This window comes from Colwellia sp. TT2012 (assembly GCF_001440345.1).
Lineage (GTDB): Bacteria > Pseudomonadota > Gammaproteobacteria > Enterobacterales > Alteromonadaceae > Colwellia.
Window position 1 is genome coordinate 170,746 of the sequence record NZ_LJYX01000016.1, and the last position, 14,443, is coordinate 185,188.

Consider the following 14,443-nt stretch of genomic DNA (forward strand, 5'->3'; position numbering starts at 1 on the left):
TAGCGTGCTCTTGACGCTATATTTCTTGCTAATTCTAGGGGCGAATTAGCTGGGCAAGTCTATTGGGCGGTAAAACCCCACTCATCTCGATATACTTATACATTTGTTTAACTATTTGATAATTAGTATAAGTAAGCCGTCGGACTAACTTAAGGTGAAAAACATTCACCTTGTTATCGAGGCGCGCATTATACAGAGAACGATACAATTAACAAGAACTTTATAAAATAACGTCTTGATATAGGTTGGGGTATTTGATTTTGTGTGAATTAAATAGAAAGGTTCTTAATGCCTCCCGACCTTGTTGTAAGTCTTTAAATTTAGCGGCAACAACATTTTTTTCATGTCGAACCAAGTCAAGTTCGAGTTTTAGCGGCTCTTCACCCGCTAAGCTCATTTCTAATGAAGCCTGCTGTAGATCTAAGATCTTACCCTCGGAGCTAGCAATTTTTAACGTTAACCCAGTGGCAGAAAGTGATAGAATTTCAATTTTTCGCTCATGAAATACGTCAAAGATTGCCACATTTTTAGGTGTATTAACTCGCCAACTACGGCCACTACCATTGACATCAATTATTTCGGGAGTACCTAACTTAGGTGAGAACTCACCTTGTTTATTCAGTGATAGTGAGACAGGAAACAATAATTGATAGTGACTAATTTCTGCTAATAGTGTTAATTTACTGCCAACTAACACTTGTTTTAATGATTGAGGCACATCTGTCTGCGTACTGAGCTGGTGTTGTGTACCAGTCTCCATACAATCAGTTGATGTTTTAGTAAAAATATTATTGAAAAAATCCAATTCTTCCGTCGAGAATTCCATTTAAATGTCATGCCGCAGGTTTTGTTAGGTAAAATACCATAACAAAAACCTGGACACAGTGCAATTATTGAGCTACCGAAGCTTATATTTCCACTAGGCATGAATACAAATAAGATTACTCTTCGGCGCCATTTATTCCTCAGCACCATTAAGTAAATCGGCAAAGTTTTTGAGTTTATCAAGGGCTAAACCATGAATAGATTTACGTGGATAGCGCCCAGTTCGACTAATAACACCGGCATCAACTTTCATTAAGAGTTCCAGTGCTTGATCAATAGTTTCAACGGCATAGATGGAAAATTCACCGCGAGTAACCGCCGCTATCACCTCATCATTAAGCATTAAATTAATAACATTGGTTTGTGGAATGATGACCCCTTGGTTTCCAGTTAAACCTTTGTCTTGGCACAACTGGAAGAAGCCTTCTATTTTCTCATTAACACCGCCAATAGATTGCACTTCACCATGTTGATTAATGGAACCTGTTATCGCGAGGCTTTGATCTATCGGTAATAAGGTAATGGCAGAGATAAGTGCACAAAGTTCAGCCATTGAGGCACTATCACCATCAATATGGCCATAGGATTGTTCTATGGCAATATTAGCGGAAATATTTACCGGAAAATTTTGCCCGTATTTATGGCCTAAATATCCCGTTAACAGTAAAACCCCTTTTGAATGAATAGACTTGCCTAAATCTACCTCTCCTTCAATATCGGTTACGCCTTCACTACCCGCATAAACGGTTGCGGTTATACGAGCTGGGGTACCAAAAACACTATCACCTATTTCTAATACAGTTAAACCATTTACCTTAGCGAGGCACTCCCCTTCTGTATTGATTAAAACTTGCCGCTCTTTAATTTCACTGAGCCAGGTTTCACTGATTCGACCAATACGACGTTTTTTAGCCGCTTGTGCCAAAGCAATATGCTGTGCGGTTAAATTACCCGTAGCGCCTTGCTGTTGCCAGCAATAATTTGCTTCATCGAGTAAATCATTTACTTGCACTATATTGGCTGAAATTTTGTATTTATGTTCACCGCGTCTTAGTGCATAACGAACTAGCTCTAATACGGCTTCATTACTAACCTCGGGGTAATTATATTGCTCAGCACGTCGCCTTATTAAACGACCAAAAGCAATTAAATTACTATCTGTTTTATCGAGATGGCGATCAAAATCAGCTAACACCCGAAAAAGTTCAGTAAACTCTTGATCATAATCTTGTAAGGTATAATAAATTTCGGCATCACCAAGTAGTACCACTTTAACCTGCAGAGGGATTTTTTCTGGCTGCAAGCTATAGCCATTTGGCTGACTATATTCCGAATGAGGATTTTCAATGGTAATTTGCTGAGTTTTCAAGGCAAGTTTTAAGCGCGACCACACCATAGGTTGGCTTAACACTTTATCGGCATCTAATAATAAATAGCCGCCATTAGCCTTATGTAAAGCACCAGGTCTGATTAAACGATAACTCGTATAACTACTGCCTTGAAAGCTAGCAAAATCGACATGACCAAATAGGTTTTGATAGCTTGGGTTTTGCTCATAAATGACCGGAGCGCCTTGAGATTCATCACGAGGCACAAGTAAATTGGGCAAAAAACGCTCCACCATCAATTTTCGTAACTCTTTATCTGTTGGTGCATCATCAGATTCGCTGACTAAAATCTCTAATACCACATCTACTACATGGTTTTTTACTGTCTCTAAATATTTCAATACATCTTGATTATTACTAAACGATTTTTCTAATTCAGTTAAATAAGGTTTAATGGCTTTTTCAGCGGTATCATTTTTAAGTTTTCTTAATTGTTCAAAAGACAGCCGTTTCCACAGTGGTAATTCTAATAATTGCTCAGAAAGAACATTCTCTAACACGCTCAGTAGTTGATAAAACTTGGTTCGTTCTGTTTCCTTTAAATTAGCAAATTCTTTATCACTTAAGGGTTTACCGTCAACCAAAGGCGAGAAGCCCAATTCGCCATTTTCTTCATATAAAACCACGTTATCTTTTAAGGCGGCGTCTTCCACAATACCAATGGCCTGATCGTATTTTTTATTAAACTCCCTATCAATGGCTGATTTTTGTCTTTGGTAACCTGGGTTATCGAAAACATCAGGGAATAAACTGAGTAAACCATCAATAAACTTATTCATGCTGACTAATAATTGCTTACCTTCGCCAGGTTTAAGGGACAAGGTTAATGGAATATGGCTTTCATCAAAATTATTGATGTAGCACCATTCATCAGGTGCTTTTTTCTCAGTGGCCAGCGAGGTTAACATTTGCTTAATTAATGTTTGTCGCCCCGTGCCGTGTTCACCCATAGCAAAAACATTAAAACCTATGGTCGACATTGATAAACCGAATGCTAAGGCCTCTTTGGCCCGTTCATGGCCAACAAAGCCTTGTGAGTCAGCATCAAGGGCGGTACTGGCTGATTTTTGATTATCGGAAAATAATGAAGCTGACAAGGGAGACGTTAGATCATCTACCCCAATACGGGTTTGATCTGCAAGGGAAGTAAAAGTTTTAGTCATATAAATCCTTTAAAGAGCGTTATTAAATAACGAGTCTAATAAATAACGAATCGACGCTAATATTTGGAAATCATTGCATCGAATTAAGGTATCGGAAATTGCGCTAGTGTACTGGCAAACATTTAGGCTAACAAGTTGATTATAAAACTAAGGGTTGAGGGGCAGACGAATAAAGTCTGTTGAGCCACAATGAACACAGTCACCAATTTCACTAAAATGCAAAATAGTTATTTTTTCATCGCATTGTTGACATTGCAGCTCACCAAAGCCAATGAAGTCACCACTTTTGTATAAACCATCATGATTAAAGTCTTCAATAAGCTCTGCCCATTCCACTTGTGATTTATCGGTTAACTTGGCAAGAGTATCCCAAAGGCTTTCATTTAATAAACCCAAGTAGAGCGAATGTTTGGCTTGTGAGCGATTTAATTGATAAAAATCATGGAGATCATATTTTAAATTATCGGTAAATTGTTTTAGCTTTTCTTCAGACATAGCTTCAGCGGCATTAGCATACAACTTTGCCTGTTTAATAAACTCATCAATGTGTGGCTTTTGCTCAGCTTTTACTGAGACTAACCAGTTATTGAGACTTTTGTAGATATCAGCAAAGTAATCATTTTGATGTGACATTAGTATTCTCCCTCACGCGTATTACTTTCACTATAAATTCAAGTATAGGAAAAGTTGAAATATATGCTTGTTGTTACCCAACGAGATAAGGTATTCTACTGCGATAATCTAACATTGGTTTATTCACTATTCATGCAAATTCCCCTTGGGTAGTAAGCAAGCTGGTAACACCTTAAAAGCATTCGAGAAAACCTTAATGGAAGCCATTTATAATCATCAAGCGATTGAAGCAACAGTACAAAAATTTTGGACTGATAACAACACATTTAAAGCGACCGAAGACCCTGACAAAGAAAAGTTTTATTGTTTAGCTATGTTCCCTTACCCAAGTGGTCGGTTACACATGGGACATGTGCGTAATTACAGCTTAGGTGATGTTATTTCTCGCTACCAACGTATGCAGGGCAAAAATGTTATGCAGCCTATGGGTTGGGATGCTTTTGGTTTACCCGCTGAAAATGCCGCCATTAAAAATAAAACCGCACCCGCTAAATGGACCTATGAAAACATTGATTATATGCGTAACCAATTACAATCATTAGGTTTTTCTTATGACTGGTCTCGAGAGTTAACAACATGTAAAAAAGATTATTACCGCTGGGAACAGTGGTTCTTCACTAAGCTTTATGAAAAAGGTTTAGTTTATAAGAAAAATTCTACCGTCAATTGGGATCCCGTTGATCAAACTGTGCTAGCAAACGAGCAAGTGATTGACGGTCGTGGCTGGCGTTCAGGCGCTATTGTCGAGCGTAAAGAAATTCCACAATGGTTTATCAAAATTACCGATTACGCCGAAGAATTACTCGATGACTTAGATCAGTTAACTGAATGGCCTGAGCAAGTAAAAACCATGCAGCGCAACTGGATTGGTCGTTCGCAAGGTGTTGAGATGACTTTTGTGCTTGCAGATTCAACAGAAAGTTTTGATATTTACACCACCCGACCTGATACCTTAATGGGTGTTACCTATGTAGCGCTCGCCGCGCAGCATCCATTAGCGCTAGCAGCAGCAAAAGACAATGCCGATTTAGCGGCTTTTATTGCTGAATGTAAAAACAGTAAAACCACTGAAGCCGACATGGCAACAATGGAAAAGAAAGGTGTCGATACCGGTCTTAAAGCTATTCACCCTATTACGGGTAAGTTAGTTCCTGTTTGGGCGGCTAACTTTGTCTTAATGGATTATGGCTCAGGTGCAGTTATGTCAGTACCCGGTCATGATCAACGCGATTATGAGTTTGCCACTAAATATGGCTTAGCCATAGAGCAAGTAATTGCTGGTCAAGAGTCTGATGATATTAGCAAAGCCGCTATCACAGAAAAATCGACCTTAATTAATTCTGGTGAGTTCGATGGTTTAGATTTTGAACAAGCATCTAAAGCCATTAGCGATAAATTGATCCGTGAAAATAAAGGTAAAGTTACCACAAAGTACCGTTTGCGTGACTGGGGCGTTTCTCGTCAACGTTATTGGGGTACACCTATTCCAATGATCAACCTTGCTAATGGTGAGTCTGTCCCTGTACCTGAATCTGAACTGCCGGTAGTATTACCAGAAGATGTGGTAATGGATGGTGTTACCTCACCTATTAAAGATAATTCTGCTTGGGCAAAAACCACCTATAATGGCGAAGACGCTTTACGTGAAACTGACACCTTTGATACCTTTATGGAATCATCTTGGTATTACGCGCGTTACTGTTCACCCAATGACGATAGCCAAATGATTGATCCAGAAAAGGCCAACTATTGGTTACCGGTCGATCAATATATTGGTGGTATTGAGCATGCTATTTTACATTTGTTATATTCACGTTTTTTCCATAAATTATTACGTGATTTCGGGCTAGTAAAAGGCGATGAACCGTTTAAAAAGCTGTTATGTCAAGGCATGGTATTAGCTGAAACTTATTACCGTGAAGCTGACAATGGCGCGAAAGATTGGATTGCACCAACTGATGTTGAAGTATTAGAGCGTGACGATAAAGGTCATGTTACTTCAGCAATAAGTAAACTTGATGGTCAGCCAGTATTATCTGCTGGCATGAGCAAGATGTCTAAATCGAAAAATAACGGTATTGACCCACAAAAAGTGATTGAAAAATACGGTGCTGATACCGTGCGTTTATTTATCATGTTCACTTCACCACCAGAGCAAACTTTAGAATGGTCTGATGCCGGTGTCGAAGGCGCGTATCGTTTTGTTAAACGTGTTTATAAATTAGCCCATGATTTCGTTGAAATGACCACGGATACCCCCGTGGCTGATATTACTGGCTTAACCTTAAACAGTGACCAGAAGAAGTTACGTCGTGAGTTACATAAAACCATTGCAAAAGTAACCGATGATATAGGTCGTCGTAATACCTTTAACACGGCTATTGCTGCCATCATGGAGTTAATGAATCACTTAGGCAAAGCTAAACTTGAAAGCGCTGAAGATAAAGCGGTAATGCAAGAAGCTATTCGTGCTGTGGTGTTAATGCTAACACCTATCACCCCGCATGTATGTCATCACTTATGGCAAGCGGTTGGCGGTAGCGACTTACATGTTGAAGATGTCAGCTGGCCAGTCGTTGACCAAAGTGCTCTCGTTGAAGATGAAAAATTGATTGTGGTACAAGTGAACGGCAAGTTACGGGCAAAAATCACCGTTGCTATTGATGCCAGTAAAGAAGAGGTTGAAACACTGGCTTTAAATGATGTAAACGTGTTGAAATTTACCACGGGTAAAACGGTACGAAAAGTTATTTATATCCCAGGTAAGTTACTTAATATTGTCGCTAATTAACGTGGTAAATGCCCAATGACTAAATTAAGCCTTGTCATTAAAAGCTTAACCTTTAGAAAATTAGCTATCGCTCTGTTAACCACAAGCTTATTGTCTGCTTGTGGTTTTCAACTTCGCGGTGATTATTTACTCGACGATGAGTTGCAAACACTTTACCTTAGTTCAAGTGATGTGCACGGTGAATTAACTCGCTTAGTTAAACTCAGTTTAACTCGCAACCAAGTTAACGTATTAAAGCACGCTAAAACTGACATTCCTGAATTACGTATTCTTGCTGATAAATTAGATAGACGAACCTTATCAGTATTTTCTAACGGTCAGGTGGCAGAATATGAATTGATTTATTCAGTGCATTATCAAGTACGCTTTACCGGCGAAGATGCGCTAGATTTTCGCTTTGAACTCTATCGCGATTATCAAGACGATCCTAACCTCGCCCTAGCAAAAAGTCGCGAGTTATCATTATTGTTGAGTGAAATGAGAACATCAGCGGCCGATAAAATACTACGTGATTTAGCAAGAATCCAACGTTAGTTATTTGTTATTAGCAAAGCGATTTTGTTAAAAATCCCGTTACTGTAAACTTACCTAGGGTATTTATGAAAATTTACCATAACCAGCTAGACAATACCTTACGACAGGGGTTAAAACCTGTTTGGTTGGTTTTTGGTGATGAGCCTTGGCAAAAAGATAATAGCCTAGCGGTTATTAAAGCTCATGCAAAAAACCAAGGTTTTAGTGAAGTTATTCGTTTTAGCAGTGACGCCAGCTTTGACTGGCAACAATTACTTGATGAGTATCAAGCGTTAAGTCTTTTTGCCAGTCAACGTATCATTGAAGTGGAGTTAACTACGGTAAAAGTAGGCGATTCAGGTAATAAAACCTTATTAGCTTTAGCAGAACGATTAACACAAGACTTCACGGGTGCCCATGCCCCACAAGATGTAATGTTCATATTTCACGGCGCAAAACTTGATGCGGCGAGTGCTAATCGAAAGTGGTTTAAGAGTCTATCGCAATTAGGCTGCTATTTACCCTTGTACGATATTGAATTAAAAGCCATGCCGCAATGGTTGAATAATCAAACCAGACAGCGGCACGTTAATATATCTAGCGAGTTAAACGCGCTACTTATTGAACTTTATGAAGGTAATTTACTCGCCCTTGCCCAAGAGCTAGATAAACTTGCTTTAGTATTTGGCTCACAACCCATCAGCATTGAGCAAGCCGAGCCGTTAATACTAAAACAAGCAAAGTTTAACCCCTTTCAAGTTATCGATGCCTTACTTAGAGGAGATTGCGCAAAATGTATCGTTATGCTCGATCAACTACAGCAAGAAGGCATGGCACCCGCACAATTAATTTGGGTTTTCCATAAAGAAGTAAACCAGCTCTACACTATGCTAACTCAATTGGCTCAAGGTGAGAGTCTTGCTAATATTTATAAACAATATCGTATTTGGGACAAGCGTAAACCCTTGTACCAACATGCCTTAACTCACATCAAACTTGATAACATAAAACGTGCCATCAGTCGTATTGCAGATATAGATTTATTAAGTAAAACCAGCAGCGAATTTAATGTTTTTATCTTGTTAGCTGACTTGTGTATCACTGTGTATCACGGCGAAAAAACTGCCGCCTTTAGCCTTAACTATGGCTAATACTGATGACTAGTGACATGACTTCAGCAACGCTTGCTATGACTAAGGGTATCGGTATTTTAGGCGGTACTTTTGATCCAATCCACTTAGGGCACACTCAATCAGCGCAAGCGGTTGCCAATGAATTGGGTTTAACTAAGGTACTGTTAATTCCTGCCCATATCCCCCCCCATAAAGCCTCAGCAGAGCTTGTGCCCAATGCCAGTGCTGAGCAACGCGCTGCTATGGTAGAAATTGCTTGCCTGGACAGTAGACTATTTAGCTGTGATCAACGAGAAGTAAAACGTGCTGGCCACTCTTACACTGTTGATACCCTGAAAGAGTTAAAGCTGCAGTACCCTGAGCAACCCCTTTATTTTATAATTGGTATGGACTCACTGATGAGTTTTACCTCCTGGTATCAATATCAGCACATATTAACCCTTTGTCACCTAGTGGTTAATACCCGGCCTAACTACCCCATGGCACAGTTTAATGAGGCCACAAAAAAGTTGCTCGCTAATTATCAAACAACTGATATTACACAGTTATCTTGTAAAACATCCGGTAATATTTTTTTTGCCCAAGCGAATTTCTTTGATATTTCATCAACACAAATTCGTCAACGTTTAGCGCATCAACAAAGTTGTCAGCAGCAGCTACTACCGGCAATAGCAGAATTTATTCACAAAAATAAGCTTTACCGTTAACCCTGAGCGTAAAAAGTGTTAATATTGCAATATTATGTATTGTTGCTCGTAAAGAGCAGCTCAAACGTTACGATTAACGATAGGAATAACACCTTGCAAACTGAACAACTTAAAGCATTTGTCATAAAAACACTTGAAGACATGAAAGGCAGAGATATCATCGCCCTTAATATTAGCGACAAAGCAAGCTTTGCTGATTACATGATTATTTGTTCAGGTAATTCAAAACGCCATGTAAAATCTATTGCGCAATCGGTAGCTATTGAGTATCGAGCTCAAGGCCAAGAGCCGCGTGGTATGGAAGGTCTCGATGTTGGTGAGTGGGCATTAGTCGACTTAGGCGATATCATTGTTCATGTAATGACGGATGAACAGCGTGATAAATATAACCTAGAGCAGCTTTGGGCAGAATAGTTAACTTTGCTTAATGAAAAAACGAGTGCGAGTGGGTTTTAAACGAGAGGACGTACTGTCCTCGGTCAACCGCCAGCTCTCGTTACTTTTTTCAGTAGCATTTCGCTTGAGTCTACTTTGCAGCGCGTTAGTTTTAACCGAACAAAGAATGCAATAACCTTTTCTATGATAATAAACCTAATAATCAAAATAGATTTATGAAACTCACCTTATATGCTGTTGGCAACAAAATGCCTGCATGGGTTAGCCTAGGCTTTGCTGAATACAGCCGTCGCTTCCCCCGTGATTTAAGCTTTCATCTAGTTGAAATTCCCGCAGGAAAGCGCGGTAAAAATGCAGATATCACCCGTATCCTAGCGAAAGAAGGTGAATTGTTATTGGCGGCAATCCCTAAGGGCAACCGTATTGTCACCCTTGAAGTTGAAGGACAAGCATGGACAACACCAAAACTTGCCAAGCAACTGCAAAGCTGGCAACTTGATGGCAGAGATGTCGCTTTACTTGTCGGTGGGCCTGAAGGTTTAGCGCCCGCGTGTATTAAAGCCTCTGAGCAAAAGTGGTCATTGTCCGCCTTAACACTACCTCACCCCATGGTACGAATACTCATCGCAGAGAGTCTATATCGCGCTTGGAGTGTCAATACTAACCATCCTTATCATAGAGAATAGCTTGTGTTGATGACTACGTTAGCCATACTTTTAGTAAATAATTTTATTTTTGATAGCGTGCGCTAGTGTCTCCACGTCGTATTGTCATTCGCAATCGCTCCGCTGAAGCAAACTTATTTGCCCGACGGACTTTTATTGCTTTTATCGGCGTGGTGCTAGTAGTGCTGATACTCTTTGCCAATATTTATAACTTACAAGTTGAATCTTTCGAGAAATATCAAACACGCTCAAACTCTAATCGTATTAAGCTACTGCCGGTAGCGCCAAATCGTGGTTTGATTTATGACAGAAATGGCGTATTACTTGCTGATAATAAGCCAGTATATAGTTTAGAAGTGATAGCCGAGGATGTCGACGATATAAAAGCCAGCATAGCGCAAGTAAGCCTGTTGCTAAATATCAGCGCAGACCGACAACGTAAGTTTTTCAAATCGATGAAACGCAAGCGTCGCTTCAAACCTGTAGAATTGCACTCGCGTTTAAGTGATCAACAAGTGGCTTTGTTCTCGGTAAATCAACATAAATACCCCGGAATTTTTGTTAATGCCCGTTTAAAACGCTATTACCCTTTTGCTGATTTAACCACCCATACCCTGGGGTATGTGGCTCGTATCAATAGAAAAGATCTCAATAAATTAGAGCAAGCAGATCAGTCTGAAAACTATGCAGCCACCTATGCTATTGGCAGGTTGGGTATTGAAAGATATTATGAAAACATGTTGCATGGCACCATTGGCCATCAAGAAGTAGAGGTCAATAACCAAGGCCGAGTGATCCGCACGCTAAATTACACGCCGCCTATACCGGGCAAAGACCTGACCTTGACCTTAGATATTGAATTACAAATGATCGCTAAACGTGCCTTATCCGGAAAACGAGGTGCTGTAGTTGCTATGGACCCACGAACGGGGGGCATTTTAGCCATGTATTCAAATCCAAGTTACGACGGTAATTTGTTTGTTCATGGTATTAGCACTAAAAACTATAAAAAGTTACTTGAATCAAAGGATCTACCGCTTATTAACCGCAGTGTACAAAGTGGTTATCCACCCGCCTCTACTGTTAAGCCCTTTCTGGCGTTAACCGGTTTAGAAGAGAATGTGATCACGCCAAGCACAACCATTAACGATCCAGGCTGGTATCAGTTGGCAGGTTTACCTAATAAATACCGTGATTGGAAGCCCTGGGGCCATGGTATAGTGAATTTAAACAAGGCGATTGAACAGTCTTGTAACATCTACTTCTATGATCTCGCCTTTAAATTAGGTATCACCAAAATCAGTAATATGATGCAACGATTTGGCTTTGGCGAACGTACCGGTCTCGATATTCACGGAGAAAGCAAAGGTATTATGCCCAGTATCGCTTGGAAGCGTGCCCGTTATAATGAACCTTGGTACACCGGAGAAACACTTTCAGTGGGCATTGGCCAGAGTTTTTGGACCGTTACACCACTGCAACTAACCCAAGCGTTAACAACCTTAGTAAATCATGGTGAGCGTAAAATCCCACACCTATTAAAAGCCAATACTGAGTTGATTATTGAAAGTAATGGCAATACTTATCATCAAATTACGCCCATCAATTATGAGCCACCCGCTCCTTTAGTATTAAAGCAAGAAAAAAATTGGGATCTGGTCTTAAATGCCATGCATAATACCGTGCAAAAATTTGGTGCTACCGCTTACAAACCGTTTAAAGGCACTACCTATGATGTCTCAGGTAAAACTGGCTCAGCTCAGGTTGCACGTATCAAACAAGATGAAAAATATGACGCTAAAACCACATCCGAAAACAAACGTGATAACGCCATGTTTATTGCTTTCGCTCCCTTTGATAACCCTGAAATTGTCATTGCGGTAGCCATTGAAAATGTCGCCAAAGGTGGTGGTGCCACTAATGCTGCGCCAGTGGCAAGGCAGATTATGGATCAGTATTTTGGTGACAGAGTGATTACCAGCCAAGCGTCTACCATGACATACCAAATACCTGCAGCCATAGCAATGTTACCCCAAGAGGCTGACTAATGCGCAGAAACAGACAAGAGCAACAAAAAAATCACAGTATTGCCCAGCGGCTTCATATAGATATACCCTTGTTGTTAGGTATTTTATCCTTATTAGCTTTAGGGCTTTTTCTGGTCTATAGCGCTGGTGGTCAGGAAACCGCCGTGGTTTATCGAAAAGCTCGAAGTATCGGTGTAGCTCTGGTTGGCATGTTTGTTGTCGCGCAAATTCCGCCACTGGTATATCGTAAGTGGGCGGTACCGGTTTTTGTCTTAGGTTTATTATTGCTGATCAGTGTCTTAATTTTTGGTCATGTCGGTAAAGGTGCACAGCGTTGGCTTGATTTAGGTTTTATAAAGTTTCAGCCCTCTGAGATTATGAAATTGATCGTCCCTATTATGATTGCTTGGTTTGTTAGTCAAGAAAACTTACCGGTAAAAATATCAACGGTGATACTTGCTTTTATTCTAGTACTACTACCCACATTACTTATCGCTAAGCAGCCTGATTTAGGCACATCCTTGCTTATAGCAAGTTCAGGGATTTTTGTTATTTTTCTTGCGGGTGCCAGTTGGCGGTTAATTGTTGTTTGTCTTGGTTTAGCTTCAGCCTTTGCACCTATTTTATGGTTCTTCTTGATGAAAGAGTATCAAAAACAACGGGTTTTGACCTTTCTAAATCCAGAGAAAGATCCCCTAGGCTCAGGCTACCACATTATTCAATCTAAAATAGCCATTGGCTCAGGGGGTATTGACGGTAAAGGCTGGTTACAAGGTACCCAATCTCAATTAGAGTTTTTACCAGAACGCCATACCGACTTTATCTTCTCGGTATTCAGTGAGGAGTTTGGCTTAATTGGTGTTGCCGCCCTGCTTGGCGTCTATTTATTTGTGGTAATGCGCGGTTTGTGGATTGCCGTCAATGCTCAACACGCCTTTACTAAGTTACTCGCTGGCAGCCTGACGCTAACGTTTTTTGTTTATGTTTTTGTCAACATAGGTATGGTGTCTGGCTTATTGCCGGTTGTTGGTGTGCCATTACCTTTAGTGAGTTATGGCGGTACTTCTATGGTGACATTAATGGTAGGTTTTGGCATATTAATGGCCATTAGTACCCATAGACGTATCCATGTTTAAGCTGAGCTTAAAAATGTCCCCTATTCCCTGTACGATGAAAGTAATAAAAGTGATGAACCAAAAACTGCTACTGCTCTTGTTAATATCCATGCTAACTTTGTTAAGTGCTTGCAGCTCTGGCCGCTATCAACAAAAGCATGACAGTATACCTACGCGTCTACCAAACCAAGCAGAATTGAAAGATGCTATAGCCCGCGCAGAGCCCTATAGTCGCGGCGGTAATAAAGATTATCAAGTATTTGGTAAACCTTACCAAGTTTTAACCACGGCGCAAGGCTTTGAACAAACCGGCACTGCCTCTTGGTACGGGAAAAAGTTCCATGGCCATCTCACCTCCAATGGTGAAATCTATGACATGTATGCCATGAGCGCCGCCCATAAAAATTTACCTTTACCCACCTATTTAAAAGTCACTAATACTGCCAATAATAAATCGGTTATTGTCCGCGTGAACGACAGGGGTCCTTTTCATCAGTCACGTATTATTGATTTATCCTATAGTGCCGCTTATAAGCTCGACATGTTAAAAACTGGCATCGCAAACGTAAAAATAAGCGCAATCACTGATTTCGACAAAAAAACGGGTAAAGTTAAAGATATCACCACTATCCAAGCAACATCTCAAGTCATAGTAAGTCCAGCCATTAAGAAAAAGCCGGTCCCCCCAAACACACAAGATAATATGGGCATTGCCACACCTTTTATTCAAGTTTTGGCAACCCGCAACAAAGCGCTAGCTAGCAACACAGCCAAACAGCTAAAAACTCAATACAAGCAAGAAACAAGCTATGCCAAACATCAAGGGCTTTATCGTATTCAACTTGGACCTATTAGCGATCTTGCCACGTTAAATGCGCTTTTATTGGCCTTAAAACAAAATGGCTACCCTAATGCTTATCCAAGAACCTCGCCATAACCAGGCTAAAAAGAAGCCAGCACCAAGCTTGAGTCAAATCAGCAGCAGTAGCTACAACAAATGGTTATAAACCTTGTTACATTTATAACGATTTTTCTGCGAATTTATTGATAATATCGGTTTTTTTCCCGTAGCCAAGCTTTTTAGAAG

At 40.2% G+C, this 14,443-nt stretch carries 12 protein-coding genes; 9 read left to right on the forward strand and 3 right to left on the reverse strand.

Features of this window, described 5'->3' with window-relative positions:
- Nucleotides 1-220: 220 nt before the first annotated feature.
- The 3 genes from ASU03_RS09505 to ASU03_RS09515 all read right to left on the reverse strand — a co-directional run bounded on the left by ASU03_RS09505 (nt 221) and on the right by ASU03_RS09515 (nt 4,009).
- A complete protein-coding gene (locus tag ASU03_RS09505; protein WP_057831603.1) occupies nt 221-826 on the reverse strand; it encodes a hypothetical protein in 606 nt (201 codons plus the stop codon).
- Between the two features lie 132 nt (nt 827-958).
- A complete protein-coding gene (locus tag ASU03_RS09510; protein WP_057831604.1) occupies nt 959-3,376 on the reverse strand; it encodes a Lon protease family protein in 2,418 nt (805 codons plus the stop codon).
- Between the two features lie 147 nt (nt 3,377-3,523).
- Nucleotides 3,524-4,009, reverse strand: coding sequence for a zinc ribbon-containing protein (locus ASU03_RS09515; protein ID WP_057831605.1), 486 nt, complete (start codon nt 4,007-4,009; stop codon nt 3,524-3,526).
- 196 nt (nt 4,010-4,205) lie between these two features.
- On the opposite strand from ASU03_RS09515, the gene leuS reads away from it, so the two are divergent.
- The 9 genes from leuS to ASU03_RS09560 all read left to right on the forward strand — a co-directional run bounded on the left by leuS (nt 4,206) and on the right by ASU03_RS09560 (nt 14,293).
- Nucleotides 4,206-6,800, forward strand: a complete 2,595-nt coding sequence (gene leuS, locus ASU03_RS09520; RefSeq protein ID WP_057831648.1) for a leucine--tRNA ligase — start codon at nt 4,206-4,208, stop codon at nt 6,798-6,800.
- A 15-nt stretch (nt 6,801-6,815) separates the two neighbouring features.
- Nucleotides 6,816-7,334 (forward strand): LPS-assembly lipoprotein LptE, encoded by a 519-nt coding sequence (locus ASU03_RS09525; RefSeq protein WP_057831606.1) that lies wholly within the window; start codon nt 6,816-6,818, stop codon nt 7,332-7,334.
- A 65-nt stretch (nt 7,335-7,399) separates the two neighbouring features.
- Entirely contained in the window at nt 7,400-8,464 is a 1,065-nt protein-coding gene (holA, locus tag ASU03_RS09530) for a DNA polymerase III subunit delta (RefSeq protein ID WP_057831607.1), read from the forward strand.
- A gap of 5 nt (nt 8,465-8,469) precedes the next feature.
- A complete protein-coding gene (gene nadD, locus ASU03_RS09535; protein WP_057831608.1) occupies nt 8,470-9,153 on the forward strand; it encodes a nicotinate-nucleotide adenylyltransferase in 684 nt (227 codons plus the stop codon).
- 93 nt (nt 9,154-9,246) lie between these two features.
- A complete protein-coding gene (rsfS, locus tag ASU03_RS09540; protein WP_057831609.1) occupies nt 9,247-9,567 on the forward strand; it encodes a ribosome silencing factor in 321 nt (106 codons plus the stop codon).
- Between the two features lie 197 nt (nt 9,568-9,764).
- The gene (rlmH, locus tag ASU03_RS09545; protein ID WP_057831610.1) at nt 9,765-10,235 is read left to right on the forward strand and encodes a 23S rRNA (pseudouridine(1915)-N(3))-methyltransferase RlmH; all 471 of its coding nucleotides are present in this window, start codon (nt 9,765-9,767) and stop codon (nt 10,233-10,235) included.
- Between the two features lie 65 nt (nt 10,236-10,300).
- Nucleotides 10,301-12,262, forward strand: a complete 1,962-nt coding sequence (gene mrdA, locus ASU03_RS09550) for a penicillin-binding protein 2 (protein ID WP_057831611.1) — start codon at nt 10,301-10,303, stop codon at nt 12,260-12,262.
- Nucleotides 12,262-13,377 (forward strand): rod shape-determining protein RodA, encoded by a 1,116-nt coding sequence (gene rodA / locus ASU03_RS09555; RefSeq protein ID WP_057831612.1) that lies wholly within the window; start codon nt 12,262-12,264, stop codon nt 13,375-13,377. Before mrdA ends, rodA begins: the two co-directional genes overlap by 1 nt.
- A gap of 52 nt (nt 13,378-13,429) precedes the next feature.
- The gene (locus tag ASU03_RS09560; RefSeq protein WP_057831649.1) at nt 13,430-14,293 is read left to right on the forward strand and encodes a septal ring lytic transglycosylase RlpA family protein; all 864 of its coding nucleotides are present in this window, start codon (nt 13,430-13,432) and stop codon (nt 14,291-14,293) included.
- Nucleotides 14,294-14,443: the final 150 nt, after the last annotated feature.